22 protein-coding genes are annotated in these 21,952 nt (G+C 56.5%); 6 read left to right on the top strand and 16 right to left on the bottom strand.

The genetic code is table 11. From position 1 onward, the window contains the following. Window positions 1–305 precede the first annotated feature (305 nt). From H8693_RS10290 to H8693_RS10280, 3 genes are read left to right on the top strand one after another with little or no spacing between them, the layout of a single operon-like run. Window positions 306–1,220 carry an alpha/beta hydrolase gene (locus H8693_RS10290; RefSeq protein WP_249280898.1) on the top strand — a complete coding sequence of 305 codons (915 nt, stop codon included), beginning with the start codon at window positions 306–308 and terminating at the stop codon, window positions 1,218–1,220. Next, complete coding sequence (locus H8693_RS10285) at window positions 1,217–2,509, top strand: alcohol acetyltransferase (protein ID WP_178621937.1); 1,293 nt, start codon at window positions 1,217–1,219, stop codon at window positions 2,507–2,509. The genes H8693_RS10290 and H8693_RS10285 overlap by 4 nt, the downstream gene beginning before the upstream one ends. A 2-nt stretch (window positions 2,510–2,511) precedes the next feature. Next, the gene (locus tag H8693_RS10280) at window positions 2,512–3,219 is read left to right on the top strand and encodes a DUF6320 domain-containing protein (RefSeq protein WP_178621939.1); all 708 of its coding nucleotides are present in this window, start codon (window positions 2,512–2,514) and stop codon (window positions 3,217–3,219) included. Here H8693_RS10280 and H8693_RS10275 read toward each other — a convergent pair. The 3 genes from H8693_RS10275 to nrdD all read right to left on the bottom strand — a co-directional run bounded on the left by H8693_RS10275 (window position 3,208) and on the right by nrdD (window position 6,529). Then, a complete protein-coding gene (locus H8693_RS10275) occupies window positions 3,208–3,420 on the bottom strand; it encodes a hypothetical protein (protein ID WP_249280897.1) in 213 nt (70 codons plus the stop codon). The genes H8693_RS10280 and H8693_RS10275 overlap by 12 nt on opposite strands. Window positions 3,421–3,766: 346 nt before the next feature. Next, entirely contained in the window at window positions 3,767–4,288 is a 522-nt protein-coding gene (gene nrdG, locus H8693_RS10270) for an anaerobic ribonucleoside-triphosphate reductase activating protein (protein WP_249280896.1), read from the bottom strand. Window positions 4,289–4,354: 66 nt separating this feature from the next. After that, entirely contained in the window at window positions 4,355–6,529 is a 2,175-nt protein-coding gene (gene nrdD, locus H8693_RS10265; RefSeq protein WP_249280895.1) for an anaerobic ribonucleoside-triphosphate reductase, read from the bottom strand. Between the two features lie 572 nt (window positions 6,530–7,101). On the opposite strand from nrdD, the gene H8693_RS10260 reads away from it, so the two are divergent. Further along, window positions 7,102–7,434: a DUF6054 family protein gene (locus H8693_RS10260; protein ID WP_178620795.1), complete on the top strand. Its 333-nt coding sequence runs from the start codon at window positions 7,102–7,104 to the stop codon at window positions 7,432–7,434. Window positions 7,435–7,940: 506 nt separating this feature from the next. Here H8693_RS10260 and H8693_RS10255 read toward each other — a convergent pair. From H8693_RS10255 to H8693_RS10225, 7 genes are all read right to left on the bottom strand, one after another. Then, window positions 7,941–9,683: a C39 family peptidase gene (locus tag H8693_RS10255; protein ID WP_249280894.1), complete on the bottom strand. Its 1,743-nt coding sequence runs from the start codon at window positions 9,681–9,683 to the stop codon at window positions 7,941–7,943. Window positions 9,684–10,460: 777 nt separating this feature from the next. Then, entirely contained in the window at window positions 10,461–11,333 is an 873-nt protein-coding gene (locus H8693_RS10250) for a DegV family protein (RefSeq protein WP_178620793.1), read from the bottom strand. A 710-nt stretch (window positions 11,334–12,043) separates the two neighbouring features. Then, a complete protein-coding gene (locus tag H8693_RS10245) occupies window positions 12,044–12,247 on the bottom strand; it encodes an alpha/beta-type small acid-soluble spore protein (RefSeq protein ID WP_249280893.1) in 204 nt (67 codons plus the stop codon). 58 nt (window positions 12,248–12,305) lie between these two features. Then, entirely contained in the window at window positions 12,306–12,500 is a 195-nt protein-coding gene (locus H8693_RS10240; protein ID WP_249280892.1) for an alpha/beta-type small acid-soluble spore protein, read from the bottom strand. 23 nt (window positions 12,501–12,523) lie between these two features. Next, complete coding sequence (locus tag H8693_RS10235) at window positions 12,524–12,706, bottom strand: hypothetical protein (RefSeq protein WP_249280891.1); 183 nt, start codon at window positions 12,704–12,706, stop codon at window positions 12,524–12,526. A gap of 213 nt (window positions 12,707–12,919) precedes the next feature. Next, window positions 12,920–13,393: a peptidylprolyl isomerase gene (locus tag H8693_RS10230; protein ID WP_249280890.1), complete on the bottom strand. Its 474-nt coding sequence runs from the start codon at window positions 13,391–13,393 to the stop codon at window positions 12,920–12,922. A gap of 77 nt (window positions 13,394–13,470) precedes the next feature. Continuing rightward, a complete protein-coding gene (locus H8693_RS10225; protein WP_249280889.1) occupies window positions 13,471–13,968 on the bottom strand; it encodes a GNAT family N-acetyltransferase in 498 nt (165 codons plus the stop codon). A gap of 128 nt (window positions 13,969–14,096) precedes the next feature. Here H8693_RS10225 and H8693_RS10220 point away from each other — a divergent pair, with 128 nt between their 5' ends. Then, window positions 14,097–14,306, top strand: coding sequence for a hypothetical protein (locus tag H8693_RS10220; RefSeq protein ID WP_249280888.1), 210 nt, complete (start codon window positions 14,097–14,099; stop codon window positions 14,304–14,306). 309 nt (window positions 14,307–14,615) lie between these two features. Next, window positions 14,616–15,836, top strand: coding sequence for a LysM peptidoglycan-binding domain-containing protein (locus H8693_RS10215; RefSeq protein WP_249280887.1), 1,221 nt, complete (start codon window positions 14,616–14,618; stop codon window positions 15,834–15,836). A gap of 2 nt (window positions 15,837–15,838) precedes the next feature. Here H8693_RS10215 and msrB read toward each other — a convergent pair whose 3' ends face one another. From msrB to H8693_RS10185, 6 genes are all read right to left on the bottom strand, one after another. Continuing rightward, on the bottom strand, window positions 15,839–16,789 hold the full coding sequence (msrB, locus tag H8693_RS10210; RefSeq protein ID WP_249280886.1) for a peptide-methionine (R)-S-oxide reductase MsrB: 951 nt from the start codon (window positions 16,787–16,789) through the stop codon (window positions 15,839–15,841). Window positions 16,790–17,121: 332 nt separating this feature from the next. Then, entirely contained in the window at window positions 17,122–18,510 is a 1,389-nt protein-coding gene (locus H8693_RS10205; protein ID WP_249280885.1) for a tryptophanase, read from the bottom strand. Window positions 18,511–18,702: 192 nt separating this feature from the next. Beyond that, window positions 18,703–19,341, bottom strand: a complete 639-nt coding sequence (locus tag H8693_RS10200) for a DAK2 domain-containing protein (RefSeq protein WP_249280884.1) — start codon at window positions 19,339–19,341, stop codon at window positions 18,703–18,705. 12 nt (window positions 19,342–19,353) lie between these two features. Then, window positions 19,354–20,355, bottom strand: coding sequence for a dihydroxyacetone kinase subunit DhaK (locus H8693_RS10195; protein ID WP_249280883.1), 1,002 nt, complete (start codon window positions 20,353–20,355; stop codon window positions 19,354–19,356). Window positions 20,356–20,390: 35 nt separating this feature from the next. Continuing rightward, the gene (locus tag H8693_RS10190) at window positions 20,391–21,170 is read right to left on the bottom strand and encodes an SDR family NAD(P)-dependent oxidoreductase (RefSeq protein ID WP_249280882.1); all 780 of its coding nucleotides are present in this window, start codon (window positions 21,168–21,170) and stop codon (window positions 20,391–20,393) included. A gap of 25 nt (window positions 21,171–21,195) precedes the next feature. Next, entirely contained in the window at window positions 21,196–21,951 is a 756-nt protein-coding gene (locus H8693_RS10185; RefSeq protein ID WP_249280881.1) for an SDR family NAD(P)-dependent oxidoreductase, read from the bottom strand. Between the last annotated feature and the right edge of the window lies 1 nt (window position 21,952).

The raw sequence follows: 21,952 nt of genomic DNA, 5'->3' as shown, positions 1-21,952 counted from the left end.
TTTCTCCCCCATCTCGTATACAATAGATGATAATAACATACCCATATAATAAGGATGGGGCCGTTTTCTGGGGAATTTGGAATTGTCAAACGCATTTCATGCCTTTCCCCGCCCGGTTCGCCGGAGCCGCCGGAATCGGATGGTTTTGGCGGCAAACAAAGCGGCCGCCTCCCTGGGCCGGTGCGCCGGCGGCGGAAAAATCCGCTTTTGGATTCCCATTTCCAGCCGGGACGGCGCCGATATTCATTTCTCCATTCTGCCGCAACAGAACCCATGCGGCCCCTGCGGGGAGAAGGGACCAATCTATGGCCAAACTTATCAGCATTCTGCTGCGGGCGCAGATCCGCATGGCAAAACCTCTCATCAAAAAGGGAGGCATAGAGGCCAGCCGAAAGAGCCAGGACAACCTGGGCAAATGGGAGGCAAAGGTTTTGGAAGATAAAGTCGATTTCCGTGCCCGCCCCTTTTCCCGGTTCCGGGCCGCCTGGGCCGTCCCCCGGGAAGCGCGCCAGAGCGGAGCAATCCTTTATCTTCATGGCGGGGCGTATACGGCGGGCACTCTGGAATACGCCCGGGGGTTCGGCGGCGTCCTCGCCCACGCCACCCATCGCAGCGTGCTCTGCGCGGGATACCGGCTGGCTCCGGAGCACCCTTTTCCCGCCGCTTTGGAGGATGCGCTGGATGCCTATCTCTATCTGCTCTCCAAAATGGATGCTCGGCATATTCTTCTGGCCGGGGAATCCGCGGGGGGCGGCCTCTGCTATGCCCTGGCCCTGCGGCTTCGTGAGCTCGGGCATCCCCTGCCCGCCGGAATAATCGCCCTGTCCCCCTGGACCGACCTCACCTGCTCCGGCGCCTCCTATGAAGAAAATCTCCGCCGGGACCCTACCCTCTATCGGGATTCCCTTTTGGAATCCGCCCGCTGCTATGGCGGGATGGATCTGGAAAACCCGCTGATCTCCCCGGTATTCGGCAGTTTCGCGGATTTCCCGCCCTCGCTGCTCTTTGCCGGGACCTATGAGCTTCTGCGGGACGATTCCATTCGCCTGGCGGACCGTCTGGAGCGGGCGGGCAGCCCCTGCGAGCTGCATCTGGCCGAGGGTATGTGGCATGTCTATGTCCTGTTTGGCGTTCCGGAGGCCAAAGAGGCCCTGGCCCGCATGGAAACCTTTGCCGCAGAGCTTTTGGGAAACACGCCGTTTCCCGGGGAGGACGCATGAATACAAAACAGCCCGCACCGCCGGAATGGTTCAAACTGGATAATGCCGCAAAGATCTATCCCGCCGCCAAATCCCGCAACTGGACGGCCCTGTTCCGCCTTTCCGCCACCCTCACCGAGCCCGTCGACCCGGCCATTCTCCATGAGGCCCAGAAAAGCACGCTGAAGCGGTTTCCCAGCTTCGCCCTGAAGCTGCGCCGGGGCATGTTCTGGTATTACCTGGAGCGCATGGAGGGAGAGCCCGCGCTGCAGCAGGACGTGGCCAATCCCTGCGTCCGCATGGACCTGCGGGAAAACCGCGGCTTCATGTTCCGGGTTCGCTATCACGAAAACCGCATTGCCGTGGAAATTTTCCACGTCCTCACCGACGGAACCGGCGGGCTTTGCTTTTTAAAGACGCTGGTGGCCGAATATCTGCGCCTGCGCTATGGAGCCGCCATTCCCCGTTCGGCGGAGATTCTCGACTGCTCCCAGCCCCCCAGGGCCGGAGAATTGGAGGACAGCTTTTTAAAATACGCCCGCAGCGTGAGCCGGAGCCGAAAGGAATCCGTCGCCTATCGCATCACCGGGACTCCGGAAGACCCCCACTATATGAACATCACCACCGGCCTCCTGCCGGCCCAGGCCGTCATCGATCAGGCCAAGAGCCGCGGCGTTTCCGTCAACGATTTTCTGACCGCCGTCCTCATTCAGTGCGTCTATCAGATGCAGCAGAAGGAACACAGCCGGAGACGGCGGATGCAGCCCGTCAAAGTCTGCGTTCCCATCAACCTGCGCAAGTTCTATCCCACCCACACGCTGCGCAACTTTGCCTCCTATGTAAACCCGGGCATTGAGCCGCGCTACGGCGAATATTCCTTTGACGAGATCCTGACGGCCGTCCGCCATTATATGGGCCTGGAGGCCACGGAAAAAATGCTCAACGCCAAAATGTCCACCAACGTCAACACCGAGCGGAATAAGGCGCTGCGCGCCGCGCCGCTGTTTATCAAAAAACCCACCATGAAGCTGGCCTTCCTGCTCAACGGGGACCGCAACGCTTCCACCATTCTATCCAACCTGGGCTATGCCGTCCTGCCGGACGAAATGGCCAAATACGTCACCCGGCTGGATTTTCTCCTGGGTTCCCTCTCCCTCAACCGCGTGACCTGCGCCTGCATTTCCTATCAGGGAACCATGTGCATCAACTTTACCCGGGCCATCAAGGAGCCCACGCTGGAACGCCTGTTTTTCACTACCCTCGTTCAGATGGGCATTCCCGTCACCATAGAAAGCAACCAGAGGTATTAGCCATGTCATATTGCGTAAACTGCGGAGTCAAGCTCGCCCCTTCGGAAAAGAAATGTCCCCTATGCGGCGTTCCCGTCGTCAACCCCCGGGACCCCTGGGTGGAGCCTGCCCGCCGGCCCTATCCCAAGCAGGTGGAGCGGGTCATGCACCGCATCGACCGCCGCTATGGCGCGGCCCTTGCGTCCCTTCTTCTCCTCATTCCCCTCATGCTCACGGTCATCAGCGATGTCATCGTCAACCGGGCCGTCACCTGGTCCCTCTATGTGGTGGGCGCGGGCGCCTGTCTGTTTGTCTGGGTTCTCCTGCCCCTGCTTCTTAAAAAGCCGTCGCCGCTGCCCTGCGTCCTGGGGGATGCGCTCGCCGCTCTTCTATATCTGGGCCTTATCAGCACGCTGGCCGATTCCTCGGGCTGGTTCCTGCCCCTGGCCCTTCCCCTGGTTCTCATCGCCGCAGGGCTGGTTTTGGGCATCTCTCAGGTCATCCGCAGCCGGAAGATCCGCGGCCTGCGCCATGTTTCCTGGGTGTTTCTCCTTTTGGGCGTGGCTTCCATTCTGGTGGATGGGGTGATCCATCATTTTATCGCCGGCAGCTTTGCCCCTTTCTGGTCCCTGTTCGTCTGCATTCCCTGCCTTGTCTTTGCCATTCTGTTTATGATGCTGGAGCGCAAGCAGAAGCTCAAAGATGAGATCCGGCGGCGTCTATTTCTCTAACCCCTTCTTTCTTTGAAAAGAAAGAAGCAAAGAAACTTTTATGACTGGTTTTTGCCCACGCCTTTTTTTATCAGTCATCCCTTTACGTTCCGCATAATCCCATATCTCTTCCTTTTTCCGTTTTAAAAAGAAAAAGCAAAGAAACTTTATGGCTGGTTCTGTCTCGCTCTTTTTAATCAACCATACCATTACATTCCGCATAGCTCCATATCTCTTCCATTTCCCGTTTTAAAAAGAAAAACACAAAAACTTTTTTGATCCGTTCTGTTCTTTTCAGCTTTCAGAGCAGAACCATCTCCCCTCCTGCAATCCCAATATATTTCATCCGCTGGGCATTGCAGGGAATAAAAAGAAGTCCTTACGGCTGTTTTTCTCTTCGTTCCTTTGGAAACAGCATCCGGCCTTATCCATATTCTTTTTTTGCAAAGAACCCCCGGTGCCGCAAAAACAGCGCCGGGGGATTCATCCTGAACAGTTTTTAAAAGGGGCTGTCCCATCACACAGCGTGGCAGGGGCAGCCCCTTGCTTAAGTTTACTATATAACCCCTCAATCATCCCAAAGCACGATTTCCCCCGTCTCCCGGGTTTTGTTCATATCGATGAGACGCTGGTTAGAGGAACCGCGAAACCGCAGGGAAATATCCTTTTTCTCCTTGATAAACCGCCCGTCCACCAAAACGTCAATGCAGCGCAGCAGCTCTTCCGTCGCCTCGCAATGGGCATAGGCCCCCGGCGACAGCAGCTCTTCCAGCGTGAACCCGGAATAGGCCCAGATCCCTTTTTCAGGGAATTTTTCCCGAACCCGGCGCACAAAGGGCAGCAGCGCCCGCTGGTTTTCCGGCTCGAAGGGCTCGCCGCCAAGAAGCGTCAGGCCATCGATATAGGAGGGCGCGAGAAGCTTTACAATATATTCCTCGGTTTCTTCCGTAAAGGGCTGGCCATAGCCAAAATCCCAGGTTTGCGGCTGAAAGCACTCGTCGCAGTGGTTGGTGCAGCCTGAGACGAACAACGTCACCCGCACGCCGATGCCGTTGGCGATGTCGCAGTTTTTGATTTCTCCATAATTCATCGTGTATTCCCCCTCAAGAGAAAAGGGCTTCCGCCGGGAAGCCCTTGTTCGCTTTTTCTCTGTCTTTTATAGATGCAGCACCCGTTCCTTGATCTCCTGAGTGCGCCCCTGGTTCCAGAACTGGGTTCCGATATAGCCGCAGGTCCGCCGGGCCACGTTCATCTTATCCTGATCCTGGTTGCCGCACTGCGGGCAGGTCCAGACCAGCTTGCCGTCCTCCTCGCGGATCTCGATCTCGCCGTCCCATCCGCAGACCTGGCAGTAATCGCTCTTTGTATTCAGCTCGGCATACATGATGTTGTCATAAATAAACCGGATCACCTGCATCACGGCTTCCAGGTTGTGCTGCATGTTGGGCACTTCCACATAACTGATGGCCCCGCCGGGAGACAGCGCCTGGAACTTGGCCTCCAGCGCCAGCTTATCAAAGGCGTTAATGTCCTCGGTCACATGCACATGATAGCTGTTGGTGATATATCCCTTGTCCGTCACGCCCTTGATGACGCCAAACCGCTTTTGCAGGCATTTGGCGAACTTATAGGTGGTGCTTTCCAGGGGCGTGCCATAAAGGCTATAGTCGATATTCTCGGCCTTTTTCCATTTCGCGGTATATTCGTTGAGCTTGCGCATGATCGTGAGGCCGAATTCCTCGCCTTCCGGCTCGGTCAGCTTCTTGCCGGTGACGCTGTAAACGCATTCCCAAAGCCCTGCATATCCCAAAGAAATGGTAGAATAGCCGCCGTGGAGCAGCTTGTCGATCTTCTCGCCCTTTTTCAGCCGGGCCAGCGCGCCATATTGCCAAAGGATGGGGGCCACGTCCGAAACCGTTCCCGTGAGGCGCTCATGGCGGCATTGCAGCGCCCGGTGGCAAAGCTCCATGCGCTCGTCAAAGATTTCCCAGAATTTCTCCTTGTCTTTGCCCGCCGAAAGCCCGATATCCACCAGATTCACGGTCACTACGCCCTGGTTGAACCGGCCATAGTATTTGGGCTTCCCGTTTTCATCCACATAGGGCGTCAGAAAACTGCGGCATCCCATGCAGGTATAGCACTGTCCGTCCCCGTTTTGGTCCACCTTCAGCTGCTTCATGATCTTTTCCGAAATATAATCGGGAACCATGCGCTTGGCCGTGCATTTGGCCGCCAGCTCGGTTAAGTAATAATAGGGGGAATCGGGATGAATGTTGTCTTCCTCCAGGACATATACCAGCTTGGGGAAAGCCGGCGTGACCCAGACGCCCTTTTCGTTCTTCACGCCCTGATAGCGCTGCTCCAGCACTTCCTCGATAACCATGGCCAGGTCGCGCTTTTCCTGCTCGTTTTTCGCCTCGCCCAGATACATGAACACGGTCACAAAAGGCGCCTGTCCGTTGGTGGTGAGCAGCGTGACCACCTGGTATTGGATGGTCTGCACGCCCCGGCGCACCTCCTCGCGGAGCCGTCCCTCCACCAGCTCGTGGATCTTGTCCAGCGGCACCTCCGCGCCCGTCATTTTTATCTCCCCCAGCACCTGCTGGCGAATCTTTTCCCGGCTCACCTGCACAAAGGGGGCCAGATGCGCCAGAGAGATGGACTGCCCGCCATATTGGTTGGACGCCACTTGGGCGATGATCTGGGTGGCGATGTTGCAGGCCGTGGAGAAACTATGGGGCCGCTCGATGAGAGTCCCTGTGATTACCGTGCCGTTCTGCAGCATATCCTCGAGATCCACCAGGTCGCAGTTGTGCATATGCTGGGCATAGTAATCCGTATCGTGAAAATGAATGATTCCTTCGTTATGGGCGTCCACAATCTCCTTGGGCAGCAAAATGCGGTTGGTGATATCCCGGGATACCTCTCCGGCCATATAGTCCCGCTGGGTCGAGTTGACGACGGGGTTCTTGTTGGCGTTTTCCTGCTTGGCTTCCTCGTTGTTGCATTCGATGAGGCTCAAAATCTTGTCGTCCGTGGTGTTGGACTGGCGCACCAGCGTGCGGGTATAGCGATAGGTGATATAGGCCTTGGCCACTTCAAAGGCGCCGTGGGCCATAATCTGATGCTCCACCATATCCTGCACTTCTTCCACGCTGGGAGAACGGCCCAGCTGCTCGCAGGAGAGCACCACCCGTTCCGCGATGCGCTCGATCTGCATGGCCGTCATGCGGGCCTTTTCTTCAACCGCCCCATTCGCCTTGGTGATGGCGGTAACAATCTTTTGAATGTCGAACACGGCCTCCGAGCCGTTTCTCTTGATGATTTTCATTGCAGCTTCCTTCCATTATTTTCCGGAATAATTCCAATATATAGTGCCTTTAGCAGTTAGAATGGTAGCATATATTGTGGCATATGTCAATTCCTTTTCCCATATCTTTTTCAGATGCTTTTCCGCTTTATATCCCATCCCCTCGGTTTTGCGGGTGTTTTCGCAGTTTTCCTCTCTTTCGCCTGCGCCGGTTTTACAAAAATTTATCTTGCCATCCCTCCGTCCCGGCTTTACAATCGAAAAAGGGATATTCGGTGCCAATGATTTTCACGAATAAAAAGGAAGCGGTTTTACTGCATTTATGCCGGGCACTGGATAGCGAATGAAATGGTTCCGCCGGGGGAAACAGACCCGAGCCGCCTAACTGCCCTGTAACACGGCAGACAGCAAAGGCAGTCGTGTTTCCTTTTTCCCGGCCCTTGGGCCATGGCCTCTCTCATCCGCGGATGCAGCCGGCCGGCCCGGCAAAGATGGGCGCAGGCGCTTAGTATTCGCTCCGTTTCCGGCTCTGATCTCCAGGCAGTCCTCCCGAATTCCCTCTGCATAAAAAACTGCGAAGGAGCACGCATTCCATGGCAAAATATGAAAAAAACATCACCGGAAATTTCCATCACATTTTAAATACCCTGCACAACTCGGTCATGCAGGGCAGCCTTTCCGCCAGCTTTGAGGACGCCTCGGATTATTCCTGCGGCGATTTCCGCTGTGCCGTGCGGGTATACGAGCGGTATAGCTGGCTGGGCTCCAACCGCGTCAGCCTGGCCCTCACCCTGGCCGGCCGGGACGGTGAATATTTTCTGTCCGCCATCACCTCCGGCGGCAGCCAGGCCGTCTTTTTCAAGGTCAATACCTTTGGGGAAAACGCCTTTTTGTCCGCGATCCGGGAAGCCGCCGAACAGCTATAGAACGGCTATCCGGAATTTGCGCATGGTTTTTCGGCAGAATCACGATATCCTTCCCGGCGGCATGGGCCGGGGAGGATTTTTTTATGCAAAACGTATATAGGGCCGGATAATTCCTAAAAAAGACGTTTTGGCAGACGGCCCCGTTTTCCCGGCGGACAGAAGGCATTAAAAGGGCAAAAAAATAAACGCAGATCAAAACAGGGCCGGAATTCTTGCGCGGCACAAGCGGGGAAAACAAAAACAGGCGGGCGGATGGGGAAAAACTCACCCCGCCGCGGGAGAAAATATGGCGGGCCGGCCCGCCGGGAAAGCATCGCGCCCCGGGGGTTCGCCCAGGGATGCCGCATTCCTTGCCCCATCCTCAGTTTTCTCCATTTTGCGGTATTTCTGCGCAGGTTTCCTTCTCCTGCCGGGGTTCATCCAGCCGCCAGAGTTTCTATCGCGCCGGTTGTCTTGGCACCAGAACAGGGAGGCTTTTTCCTCCTCTCCATTTGCCTTTTTTGGTTCTATTCCCCTTCCGGCGGATAGATAGCGATATAGTAGGAAACGAAATTCTGGATGATGAACATGGCATAGTCGGATTCTATCCGGCGCCCCTGTCCCTCCGGCTCGCCCGTCGCCGGGTCGGTGCCCCAATATCCCGGGTCGTGGACGATGAACTCCGTCGTCTCCCCATAGGTATCATAGCCGTAAATCAGCATGCAGTGCCCTTCGTCCTCCGGATCGCCCTGGGATATCTGCACCAGGGCGATCCCGCCGTTCTTCAGGAGCTTTTGCAGGTTCGCCTTGGTGGCTTCCTCCACGGCAAAGGGAACGCCGTGCCTCTGGAGCGCCTCCTCCACGAGCCGCCCGGGCCAGCCGCCGGTGCTTCCGGATTCCTCCCGCAGGGTTTCAGGTGTCCCGTCAAAATCCTCCCGGTACCATTTGATTCCCATATAGGTGTTGGTGGGCATACAGTTGATATCCGCATATTTCCCCGTATCGTATTGGCTGGCATACCAGGAATATGCCCTGTCGTTAACCACGGTTTCATGGGAAAGCACGGCGGCTCTCCGGCCGGCGAAATAATCGTCTACCCGCCCTATCCCCGCCACCAGCTGGGCATAGCTGAGATATCCCGCGTCCATCTCCCGCTTTTCTGTAAACCAGTTTTGCCGCACCGTCTGCGTGAACTGGCGGAGCAGGGCCGGCAATTCCACCATATGCAGGGTATATTCCGGGCTGAACAGCCGTTCACAGGGAAAGGCACGCATCAGGCCGGTGCCCACCGCTTTTTTAGCGGCCTGTTTTGGCGTATCCTCCAGCTTTACCGACCATTCCGACCGGGGAATCTCCCCCTGCACGCCTTCATAAATCCACACCAGGCTCTCTGCCAGCGCCCCGCGGTTCAGGGGCGTCGTGCCGCCCCGGCCGGTCTGCGTCCGGGCAGCCAATGCCGCCGCCAGCTCCTCCCATTCCCTCTGCGGGCCATACGAAGTCGTCAAAAACAGGCAGAGCAGCCGCATCGCCTCGCTTTCGCTCACAGCGCCGCCATACCGCCCATAGATCTCCTTTTCCGCCTTTTCCACAAACAGCTCCACCGCCGTTGTGAAATAGAGCGGGAACACCGGCTCTTTTCCCTCCAGGTAATAGGCTTCGCCGCTCATGGGAATCTCCAGCCAGCATGCTTTTTTATATTCCAGGCTCTCCGCCGTTTCCGGATATGGGTCCGGCTGGATCGCCCGGCCCGCCAGGTTTTCAAAGAGCGCCACCATATCCCGGCTCATCTCCCGTTCTGTGGCCTCGCCTTCGCCATACATCTCGGGTGAAACGCCGCAGCGCGCCAGAGTCATAGCGCCGTTTAAAAAACCTTCCGTCTGCAAAAGCGCATCGTCCGGCAGGTCCGGAATATGCAGCCCCTCCGCGTCCCGCGTGATGTCCCGCAGGGGGATTCTGGCTTCCTCCCCCTCCAGCCAATGATGGATATAGAGGACCCCCTCCTTTTTTTCCATCGCATAGGCGACACGCAGAACCGCGCCGTCTCCGGAGTCCTCCAGCGCTTTTGAAAGAGCGCGGGAATACTCCTCCAGCGCCGCATTTTCCTCCGCTGTTCCAATGTTTTTCAGCTGTATCAGGCTGTCTGTTCCTTGTCCGGAAACCTCCAGCGCCGGTTCCCAGGGAACCGCCCTGCACCCTGCCAGGGCGAGCAAAACCGCCAGCAGCAGGCAGGCCAGCCCCGTGGGCATAAAGCGTTTTTGCCGGTTTCGCATCGCCGTTTTCCTCTCCCTCGCAGTATTCTATTTCCATTATAGGCTCCGGCCCTTTTTCGCGTCAACGCGTCCGCGCTTTTCCCGGGCAATGGGTCCTCGGCGGACGGCCTTTCCCGCACGATAATATTTCCTGCAAACACAGTCTCTTTCCGCACGGTTGCATCTGCTCTCATTCTTTTTCTTTCCCTCGGCGGACGGCCATACTCGCACAATAATATTTCCTGCAAACACAGGCCCTTTCCCGCACGGTTGCATCTGCTCATATTCCTTTTTTGTCCTTGGCAGAGGATTACGCCCACACGGCATTGCTTTTCTCACCATATCGCCTCTCTTATCCGGCTTTTTCTGCTTTCCTCTTCCCTTTTCCCGATGGGCTGATATCCGAACAATATTTTCCTCCAAAATATGCGCTGAAACCTTTGTCCAGCGGAACCTTTCCCCCTTATTTTCGTCCCATTGGGTCCGCCGTTCCGCTGCCCCAGGGGTTCATATCCCCTCAGCGAGAGCCTGTCCGCCGCATCGGTTGCCATACCTCTTTTCATGTTTCCAAACTGCAAATACGCTTTCCCATATAGAGGCCGAAGGCAAAAAACAGCGGCCCGTCATTTTTTCAGCCTCGCATTTTCATACCGGCACGGACGCCTTCCCCCCTCGTCCGTTCCCGCAGGTTTCCCCTTTTTTTGCCGTTTTTCGGATGAAAAAGATAACTTTCCTTCCGGCGCCATGCCCACAAAAAAAGCGGCTGTTCGCAAACAGCCGCAGGTCTTTTCCGTATTTCTATTTATGGCTTCCAAAAAAGAACAGCGCCACGGTTCCCGGCCCCGAATGGCTTCCGATCACCGGCCCGATATACGTCGTGCGCACTTCCTTCACCGGGAACTCCGCCCGAACCAGCCGCGCCACCAGTTCCGCATCCTCTGCGCAGTCGCCATGACCGATGAAGATGGTCTGTCCCTCCGGCGCTTCCACGGTTTCCCGCATCATCTCCACCAGCTCCTTCAGCGCCTTTTTGCGCCCGTGGGCCTTTTTCATGGGGATCAGGTGCCCTTCGTCATCCACATGCAGAACCGGCTTGATTTTGAGCATGGAACCAAAGGTCGCGGAAACAGCAGAAACCCGTCCGCCCCGCTTTAAGAAATGCAGATCGTCCACGGTAAACCAATGGCAGAGGTGGCCGCGGCTCTCCTCGGTCCAGGCCGCCAGCTCGGCCAGAGACATGCCTTCCCGCTTTTTCTGCGCCGCCGTATATACCAGCAGTCCCTCGCCCACCGACGCCGCCAGGGAATCGACGCAGCGGATTTTCCGGCCGGGAAATTCCTTCATCAGCTCTTCCGCCGCCAGCACTGCCGCACCGTATGTCCCGCTCAGGCCGGAGGAAAAGGCGATATATAAAATATCCCTGCCCTCCTGCAAAAACGGCGTAAAATACTTCCGAAACGCCGCCGGGGTGATCTGGGAAGTCGTCGCCATCTCCCCCGCCCGAAGCCGCTTATAAAATTCAGCAAAACCGATTTCCCGGGCATCGGCATAGTGCAGATATTCGTCCTGCCCGATTTTCACTTCCATGGGGAGCATCTCGATGCCCCATTCCCTGGCCAATTCCGCCGGCAAATCCGCCGTACAGTCTGTAAAAAGCACATATTCTTCCATCCGTCTGCGTTCCTTTTTTCTTTATTTTTTACCGGGAATCTCCCGGTTGATCCTCTTTTCCGTCCCGGCTTTCGGGAGCCCTGCCGCCAGACTCTTCGCACGCCGGCGAATCCTCCATCCCTTTCCGTGACGCCTCTGCCCGTTCGCTTATCCGCCTGCATCCGCGGTTCTTGCCTGCCGAGTCTTGCCCACCCGACGAGGGGGAAAGTTCCCGAACCATCTCTGTTTTCTTGTGCCGGCAGGATTGCCTTCCCGCACATATTGTCATGGTCGTGCCTGCCCGGCGAGGGCAATCGGACGGCTCCCCGTTTCGGGGATGCGTCCTTCTCTCGTTTACACGCCAGTATTCGCAGAACCCGCCAAACCAGTCACGCCCGCCCGGCGAGGGCTGCGTTCATTATACCAGGTCTTTGCCGAGCATCGTGCGGCAATGGCAGCCGTCAATGAACGCCCAAGCTTCGGAAGGGCTTGCCCTTCCGTTTATGCCGTGCGTTCATTATACCATATTTTTTATAAGTTTTTTGCTTTTTTACAGAAAATTCAAAGCGCAGAAACTATCCTTTCCAAAATATAGCGTCCGCGCCGGTATTCCGCCGGTTCAGCTCCGCCGCCTCTCCCTCCGGCAGCGGAACTGTAAAGGCAAAAAAAGAGAGGCGGCATGCGCCTCCCCTTTTATAAAATAACTCGTCTCGTATTCAAGGCAATATTGCTTATTTGTTCGCCATAGAACGCTCGACCTGTTCGATCATCTTCTTCACCATGTTGCCGCCAACATAACCGGCTTCCTTGGAAGTCAGGTCACCATTGTAACCCTTTTTCAGGTTTACACCAACTTCATTGGCAACTTCATACTTCATGTTTTCCATCTTCTGACGGGCCTGTGCCGTATCAGATGCATAACTGTTGTTGTTCATGTTGTAGTCCCTCCTTCTTTCAAATTTTCATTGCATCGTACATTTTTTACTGTGTATGTTACGAATTCTGGTACTGTTCGATCATCTTTTTGACCATATAACCGCCAACGGTGCCGTTTTCCTTCGCCGTCAGATCGCCGTTGTAACCCTGCTTCAGGTTGATGCCCTGCTCGCTGGCAACTTCGTATTTCATCTTGTTCAAATACTCCTTCGCCTCGGGAACGACTGTTCTATTGCTGGATTTATTAGACATGTTTTTTTCACCTCCAACCTTTCTTAATAATCGTCTTTTCCGACTTCTTTTTTCACAGGAGAATTTCTTTCCTGTGTGCTATTAATTTGCCCCAGAAACAAAAATATACACTGGAAATATCTTTTACCCATGGCATTTTTTATACAAAAAACAGCCGTTTTTCCTGCTTTTTGGAAGTTTTTTTCAAAGTCTTCCCGTTTTTTCATCTTCAAAGTCCAAAAAATCCGTGAAATTTTACAATCATAAAAAAACGCCCGCCGAATCTGTTTTCGGGAAACAGCTTCTTTCTCCCGGAAGCGCTAGTTTCCCTGCGGCCGCTTCCCCATGTTTCAGATGGCCGTTGTTTTCCGGAAAGCGGGGAGGTTATCTTCTTTCGTCTATGAAAAAAAGCGGGCTTTCACCCGCTTTTCTCTTCGCCGTTATTCTTCTATGGTCATGCGCTTGATGACGACCTTTTTTAGAGGCTTATCGGAAAAATCCGTCTCGCACTCCGCAATTTCATCCACCACATCCATGCCCTCCACGACCTTGCCGAAGGCGGCATACTGTCCATCCAGATGCGGCGCATCCGCATGCATGATGAAGAACTGGGAACCCGCGGAATTGGGGTCCATCGCCCGGGCCATGGAGATCACGCCCCGGGTATGCTTCAGGGGATTGGAAATGCCGTTGGCCGCAAATTCCCCTTCGATGGTATATCCCGGGCCGCCCGTGCCGTTGCCCTTGGGACAGCCGCCCTGGATCATAAAGCCCGAAATGACGCGGTGAAACGTAAGGCCGTCATAAAAGCCTTTTTTCACCAGATCTTCAAAATTCTTTACCGTTTTCGGGGCGGCGGTTTCATCCAGCTGGATTTTTATTTTGCCCCCATTTTCCATTTCCATAACAACCATATTTCTGTCCTTGCCTTTCTATTGATTTTGCTTTGACAGCCCCGGCGCCGCCCGGGCTGAAATACATCCGGATTTTTTTATTCTTCTCTATCCGCATCCGCTTCCCAGCGCCGCCGGCATTCTTCCTCGGCAAGCACCAGCTTATAGAAATTTTTGTGGTCCTTGCGGTTGCGGTATCCCAATTTTTCATAGAAGCGGTGAGCGCTTGTCCGCTCGCAGCCCGAAATCAGCCGGACGCCGAAGGAATCCTCTTCTTCCGCCCACGCCTCCACGGCTTCCACCAGGCGGCGTCCCACGCCGTGTCCCTGGGCCCTGGGGCTCACCGCCAGGGAAATGATGTTTTTCATGGGGCCCCCAAACAGGCATTCATAGCGGCAGGCATGTACATAGCCCCAAACTCCGCCTTCTTCCGTCTGCGCGATCCAAACCCGGTGATCCGGATTCCCGAGAATCTTTTTGAACTGCGAATAAAGCATGTCCCATCCGATGGCATAGCCCAGGCTGGTCCGGTTGATCTCATAAATGTCCCGGGCATCCTCCAAAGCGGCCGGGCGAATGACAACTCTGTCCTGCATCGTTTCCTCTCCTTCCGCCCTTTTGGCATACTGCCACTATAGCAGATTTTTCCCCGAAGGGGAAGACGCATAATTCCTTTTCTTCCGGCAAAACTAACCAAAGAGTTTATATATAAAGGAGAAAAGCCATGGATAAAAAGAAAACCGACAAATTTGACGTTTCCAAAGACCCGTTTTATACGCTGAATACCACGGCCTCTGCCCACGAATGCACCGGCCTCGTTCCCTCCGGCATCCTGGAGGAAGCCGAAGGAGAAAACTACGGCGAACTTTATGCCATCCATCCGCCCCAGCCGGACGATCAGCCCAAAAAGGAACCCGGGCATATAAAGCCATGATATGCAGGAAGGGCGGTTTTCCGCCCTTATTTTCATTTCGGCCCGTCCAATAACCGCTGCGGGCGCGCGGAAATCCATCTGTGAGAAGAATGGCTGCGCGGCAAAATCCCCCTGCCGCTTTTAAAAGCGGCGCTCCGCGGCCCGGAAAGCGGCTGAACGGGGTTTCCCCGTCCTTCCGCCCCTCTTTTTTCGTAACCTTCCCGGATTCCGCTTCATATTCTACAACAGGCGGCCTATGTGCCGCCCGGCAGTTTTAAAAAATCCCCGGCGGCCCGGAAAACAGGCTGCCTTTTCGGAGGTATAACGAATATGAAACGGATCTGGAGAAAAATAACCGGCGTTTTCGCCGCGTTTCTCACTGTATTTTGCATTGTTTCCCCGGTTTTTGCCTTTGCCCCTTCCAGCCCGGCCCAGTTTGACGGCATCGATGTGAGCAAATGGCAGGGAACCATCGACTATTCCCGCGTCAAGGCGGCGGGCATTGAGATCGTCTATATGCGTGCCGGGCAGGGGGCAACCTATGCCGACCCCTATTTCAGCCGGAACTATGCCGAGGCCAAGGCCCAGGGGCTGAAAGTCGGCTTCTATCACTTTGTCACCGCCAAAACCACGGCGGAGGCCGAGCGGCAGGCCGAATATTTCGTCTCTCTCCTGGGCGGCCGGGAGCCCGACTGTCTGCTGGTGGGCGATTTTGAATATTTCAGCGATATGACGAAATCTCAGTTCAACAGCATGGTGCAGGCCTTCCTCTCCAAAGTGGAGGAGCTGACCGGCAAAAAAGCCGCCATCTATACCAGCAACTATGCCGCCCGGGTGCATTTTTCCAAAGAAACCGCGGAAAAATGGCCGATCTGGGTGGCCGAATACGGCGTGGAGGAGCCCCGCGACAACGGCAACTGGGAAACCTGGGTGGGCTTTCAGTATTCCAACACGGGGCGCATCGCCGGTATCCGCGGCGATGTGGACCGGGATATCTTTACTGAAGATATCCTCCTTTCCGAAACCTCCCCCATCCCCCATCCGGACACGCCGCCCCGGGAGGATATCTACTATAAGGTGCAGCGGGGCGACACCCTTTCCCGCATTGCAAAAAAATACGGCACGACTGTGGCCCAGCTGGCCCGGGAAAACGGCATTTCCAATCCCGACCGCATCCGCACCGGCCAGATTTTGAAAGTCAGCGCGGTCCATGCCGATCCGGCCGCGGATTCTTCCCTTATGGAATATACCGTCCGCCGGGGGGATACGCTTTCCCGCATTGCCCGGCGTTTTGACACCACGGTGGGCAGCCTGCTCACCCTCAACGGGATTCCCAATCCCAATCTGATTTATACCGGCGAGATCCTGCGGATCCGGCAGGGCAATTCGGCGCAGGCCGCCGCCACCTATACGGTGCGCCGCGGCGACACCCTTTCCCGCATTGCCAGCCGGTTCCACACCACCGTGACGCATCTGGCCCGGCTGAACCGCATCGCCGACCCCAACCGCATCTATCCGGGGCAGGTCATCGAACTGGCCGCCGGCGAATAAGCTCAGCCTTCCTCCCAAAGGGAGAGATCTTTTCCATATCCCTCCCGCTCCATCTGATCCCGGGGGATAAAGCGCAGGGAAGCGCTGTTAATGCAATAGCGTTTCCCTCCCTGCGCCGCCGGGCCGTCGGGAAACACATGGCCCAGATGCGCCTGCCCTTTTTTGCTTTTGACCTCGGTGCGCACCATACCCAAGCGCGTGTCCTCTTTCTCCTGAATGCGGTCCTCCGCAATGGGGCGGGTAAAGCTGGGCCAGCCGCAGCCCGCGTCGAATTTGTCTCTGGAGGAGAACAGCGGCTCCCCGGTGGTGATATCCACATAGATGCCGGGTTCCCAGCAATCCCAGTATTCATTTTGAAAGGGCGGCTCGGTGCCCCCGTTTTGGGTAACCTCATATTGCAGCGGAGTCAGCTCCCGGCGGAGCTGTTCCCGCGTCTTTTGGGCAGAGCCGCCGCCCTTTTTTGCCTGTTCCATCGCCTCTCTCGAAATATGGCAGTAGCCATATGGGTGCTTTTTCAAGTATCCCTGGTGGTATTCTTCGGCGGGATAAAAGCAGAGCAGCGGCCCGGCCTCCACGGCCAGCGGTCTGTCCTGCCGGCTTTGCAGCCGCTGCAGCGCCGCCAGGATCACCGGCGCATCCTCCGTATCGGTATAAAAGATTCCCGTGCGGTACTGCGGGCCGATATCCGGCCCCTGGCGGTTGACGGAAACCGGATCGATGACGGCAAAAAACAGCTCCAGCAGCTGCTCTAGGCCGATGGTTTCCGGCTGGTATTCCACCCGGACCGTCTCGGCGTGCCCGGTTTTCCCTGTACACACGGCTTCATAGGTCGGATGGGCCTGATGCCCGTTTGCATAGCCAGTCTGCGTCCGCAGGACACCCGGCACACCCGAAAAGTATTCCTCCACGCCCCAAAAGCATCCCCCGGCAAAATAAATTTCCCTGTTTTTCATGCGTCGCTCCTTCTCTTCGTTGTTTTTTAGTCTGGCCCGATTTTTCTTTTCTTATGTAATGTACCCGTCCGGGAGGGCTTGAATCGCCGGTCAAAAAAACACGGTTCTCAGGGCGCACAAAAATCGTCCTGTGCTTGCTTTTTCCATTCCTCAGGAAATTTTTTGGTTTTTTCCTGCATGCGGCGCATTTCTCGGCAATCCTCTTTGCTACGGGATTCCGCTCAACCTCTGTTTGCACATGCTCCACCGGCGCGATGGTTTCCCCCAGTAAAAAGGCCGCGAAAGCCCTGCTGGGGGCTTCGCGGCCTTTTTATTGTGTAGCGTTGCCGGAATTATCTCTTCACGGGCTGGAGGCTGGCCTGGAAGTGCCGCAGAATCGGCGGTTCCCAGGTGATCTCATAGCCGCTTGTGATCTCGGCGCGGCGGTCCCAAACGTTCTTGATGGCTTCGATCATTACATCAAAGTGGGACTGGGTGTAAACCCGCCGCGGGATGGCAAGGCGGGTGAATTCGTTGATGGATTCAATCTGCTTGCCGGTATCCGGATCGTTGCCCATCATATAGGAGCCGATATCGCATCCGCGGATGCCCGCTTCCTTATAAAGCTCGATGGAGAGTACCTGCCCGGGGAATTCATAATAGGGGATATTGGGATAGAACTTTTTGGCATCCAGGAAGAGACCATGGCCGCCGATGGGCGCCTGATAGGGGATGCCGTATTCATCCAGCCGGTCGGCCAGATACTGCATGGAGCCGATGCGGTATTTCAGATAGTCCTCGCCAAGGCCTTCATAGAGGCCAACGGCCAGGCATTCCAGATCCCGCCCGTTCAGGCCGCCATAGGTATAGAAGCCCTCAAAGGAAATGCAGTTGGCCTTGATCTTCAGGATCAGAGGGGAATCGCCGTCCTTAACGCCGATGAGGCCGCCCATGTTGACGATGGTGTCCTTCTTGGCGGACATGGTGAACATATCGGCGCAGTCAAACACCGCCCGGACGATCTCACGGATGCTCATATCCTTGCATTCTTCTTCCCGCATTTTGATGAACTGGGCGTTTTCCGCATAGCGGGCGGCATCGATATCCAGGGGAATGTTATATTTCTTGCAGACCGCGGAAACCTCCCGCATATTTTTGAGGGAGACAGGCTGGCCGCCGGCGGAATTGTTGGTGAGCGTCATGACCACCAGGCCGACGTTTTCGGCGCCCAGCTCGTTAATCAGCTTTTCCAGGCGTTCCACATCCATGTTGCCCTTAAATGGTGCGCGCAGGGATGTATCCGCCGCCTCGGGAACGACGCAGTCGATGGCGCGGGCCCCGGCGATCTCCACATGGGCGCGGGTGGTGTCAAAGAACATGTTGGAAATGGCGTATTTCCCTTTGCAGAGGAAGGTGGGGAACAGAACCTTTTCGGCCGCGCGGCCCTGATGCACCGGCTGGAAATAACCATAGCCGAAGATATCCTTGGCGGCGTCTATCAGCCGGTAATAGCTGCTGGCCCCGGCATAGGCCTCGTCGCCGTTCATGAGAGCCGACCACTGGCCCGCGCTCATGGCGTTGGTGCCGCTGTCGGTTAAACAGTCGATATACACATCCTCGCCCCGGAGGTTGAACAGGTTATATTTCGCTTCCTTAATTTTCTGTTCACGCTCCTCCCGCGTGGTCATTTTGATGGTTTCTACCATTTTGATTCGGAACGGTTCGGGTACAAATTTTGCCATTTTTTCATTCTCCTTTTTTTCAGATTATCTTGATTCTATCCGCCGTTTCCGGCAGTTTTTCTTATATAGGTCCACGACCTATGCGCCCATCTCCGGCCCCAAAAATTCTCCCCATGCTCCGTGGCGGCTTTCCGCCCATCGATTCAGAGAATTTTTTTCAGGGAAGCGCCCCGTGAGCCGAGGCATGGGCGCTTATGCCTGCACAAACTCGTCAAAATATTGGAGCAGCAGGGATATCGCCTCGGCGCCCGGGTCCCGGCTGCCCACGGTGCGTTCGCCCATATAGCCCGCCCGGCCGGTGACCGCCTTCATCTCCTCCGTGGCCGCCGCGCCCGCTGCCGCAGCCTGCGCCGCTTTCCGGGAAGCTTCCGAAAGCTCCTCCCCGGCGTCCGCGCATTTCCGGGCCGCCTGGGCCGCCGGAACCAGCGCATCCAGCAGGGTTTTATCCCCTGGCTTCGCGCCGCCCCGGGCCATGACCTTTTCCCCCGCCGCTTCCAGTGCCCGGGCCAGCTCCTCCGCCCGGACAAGAGAAACATCCGTAAGGGCCTCGCTCATGCCCAAAAGCATGGCGGCGATAAACGTGCCGAAGGTGGAGGGGGCGTTCTCCCCGACTTCTTCGCTGAAAAGCGCGAAAATTTCGCCGATCCCCATGCCCCCGGTCCGTTTGCAGGCCCGGGTCATGGCCTTGAAGGCCAGCACTACTGTCACGCCCATGTCGCCGTCTCCCGTCAGGGAATCCAGTTTCGCCAGGGCGTTTTTCTGGGCCGTCATTTTTCCGGCCATATATTCCGTCAGCGCCGGAAGATCCTGCGCCGTTAACTGTTTCTTCATCTCCGCCCCTCCTTAAATCTGCGTGAAGAAGGGGGAACCGGCGGGGGCGTCTACCAGCCGCTTCAGCTCGTCGTCCAGCTTCATGAGGGTAAGCGACGCGCCCTGCATCTCCATGGAGCAGGCATACCGCCCCACATAGGCCCGGTACACGTTGATTCCCTTCTCCTCCAGCAATTCGTCCACCTTGCGGTAGAGAATATAGAGTTCTTCCAGAGGCGTCGCGCCCAGGCTGTTCACCAGCACGGCCACCTCGTCGCCCGCCTGGAAGGGCAGATCCTGCACGATCTTTTCCACAAGGATCTCCGCAATTTCGTCCGCGCTGCGCATGGGAACTCGCTCAATGCCCTGCTCCCCATGGATTCCCATGCCGACTTCCATTTCGTCCTCCGTCAGGGTGAAATTGGGTTCACCCACCGCCGGAACAATGCAGGCCCCGAGCGCCACGCCCAGACTGCGAATGTTGGCAACCGCCTTCTCGGCAGCCGCCTTGACCTCCGCAAGAGAGGCCCCCTCGGCGGCCTTGGCCCCGGCAGCTTTATAGGCAAAGAATAGCCCGGCCACGCCCCGGCGCTCCTGCCATTTTTCCGGCGGCGCGGAAGCCACGTCGTCGGTCACCAGCACAGTCTCCACTGGGATTCCCTCCGCCCGGGCCTTTTCAGCAGCGGCCTCAAAGTTCATCATGTCGCCCTGATAGCGGCCATAGAGATAGAGCACGCCTGCGCCGCCGTCGATGGCCTTGGTGACCCGATACATCTGCCCCGTGGAGGGAGAGGAAAATACGTTTCCAATGGCCGCGCCGTCCGCCAGACCGGGGCCCACATAGCCCATAAACACCGGCAGATGCCCGGAACCGCCGCCCGTGGCAATCGCCACCTTGCCCTTCACGGGAGCGTCCGCCCGGACGATCACCCGCAGGTCGCCGTTTTCCGCCCGATAGTCCTTTTTGTGTGCTTTTAAGATGCCCTCCGTCATTTCTTCCACAAAATCGAAGGGGTCGTTGATGATTTTTTTCATAACCTTCTCCTTTTATTTTTTTGTCACATGCGTAATTACAGAATTGTCTTGCCGCCGTCCAGAGGCAGGACGGTTCCGTTCAAAAAGCCGCTGCATCCCGCCATATACACCACCATCTCCGCCAGCTCTTGGGGATTGCCCCGGTGCAGAGTCACGCCCCGTTCCACATAGGTTTGGGCCTGCGGATCGTTGACCGCGCCGGTTTCGCCCCGTTTTGCCCGTTGCCGGGCGTCCCGGTCGTCGTCCGCCATGAGAATGGTGGAAGGGCAGACGGCGTTGCACTGAATATAGGGCGAAAGGGCCACGGCCAGGGACTGCATCATCTTCGCCAGCCCGGTTTTGGCAATGGCATGGGGGATAAAATCCGGCCAGTTTTCAAAATACGAGTTGCCCGCAATGGCGATGATCCGCCCGCTCTTGTTTTTGAGCATGAGCTTCGCCGCACTCTGGCTCAGGAAAAAGGGGCCTTTTAAGATCAGGTTCATGGAGCTGTCCCAGGACGCCTCGGTCATCTCCAAAAACGGGGCTTCGTTGAAGTTCCCCGCGTTGTGCACCAGGATATCCAGCCGCCCAAACTCTCTTTCGATCTGGCCGATCATGGCGGCGTTTTCCAGCCGGCTTCCCACATCGGCTTCGATCAAAAGGCATCTCCGTCCCAGCTTTTCAATTTCAGCCTTTGTCTCCTGAGCCTCCCGGGGCGTGCGGTAGTAGTTCACCACGACATCCGCTCCCGCTTCCGCCAGCGCCAGGCTCAGCACACGCCCCACCCGGAGCGCCCCGCCCGTCACCAGGGCGACCTTTCCTTCCAGCCGCATCTCTTTTCCCTCCTCTTTATATAGATCAGAGCATAATCTCGCCGCCGCTGACATAGAGCGTCTGCCCGGTGATCCCCTCCGCCAGGTCTGAGGCGAAGTACACCACCGTGTTGGCTACCTCTTTCGAAGTGGCAAACCGCCCCAGCGCGCATTTGGCGATGAATTCCTTTGTCATCTCGTCCCAGTCCTCGCCGGTTTCGGTTTCCGCATCCGCCACGCCGCCCGGCGCGACGATGTTCACCAGAATGTTGTTTTTGGCTTCCTCGATGGCCAGCGTCCGGCAGAAGCCGTTCATTCCCCGCTTAACCGCCGTATACATGGAGCAGCCCGCCCCATAGCGCACGGCCATGGCCGCAGAAATATAGATAAGCCGCCCAAATTGCTGCTCCCGCATCACCGGGATCGCCGTCTGGAAAATATGATATCCGCTCATCATGGCGTCCAGATGCAGCTTCCAGTCCCCGTCTTTGGAATCCGCCACATCGACGGGCTCAAAGGGCGGATGGACGGCGTTCACGACGATATCCACCGAACCAAAAGTATTTCTGACCTTCTCTACCAGCCCGGCCGGCGCCTGCGGATCGCCGCAGTCTGCCTGGACGGCTATGGCGTTTTTTCCGGAGGGATCCAGCTCCTCCGCCAGCTTCTGCGCCCGTTCCCATCCATGAAAGCAGTGGATGGCGGTCTTTGTGCCCTGTTCATACAGCTCCCGGGCGATTTTGCTCCCGAGAACGCCGCTGCCGCCGTATACGATGGCGGTCTTTCCTTCCAACAGCCGCATG

It is taken from the genome of Guopingia tenuis (genome assembly GCF_014384805.1).
Classification (GTDB): Bacteria; Bacillota; Clostridia; order Christensenellales; family Christensenellaceae; genus Guopingia; species Guopingia tenuis.
The sequence above is the reverse complement of the archived record's forward strand: the minus strand, read 5'-3'. Positions and strand labels throughout refer to the sequence as shown.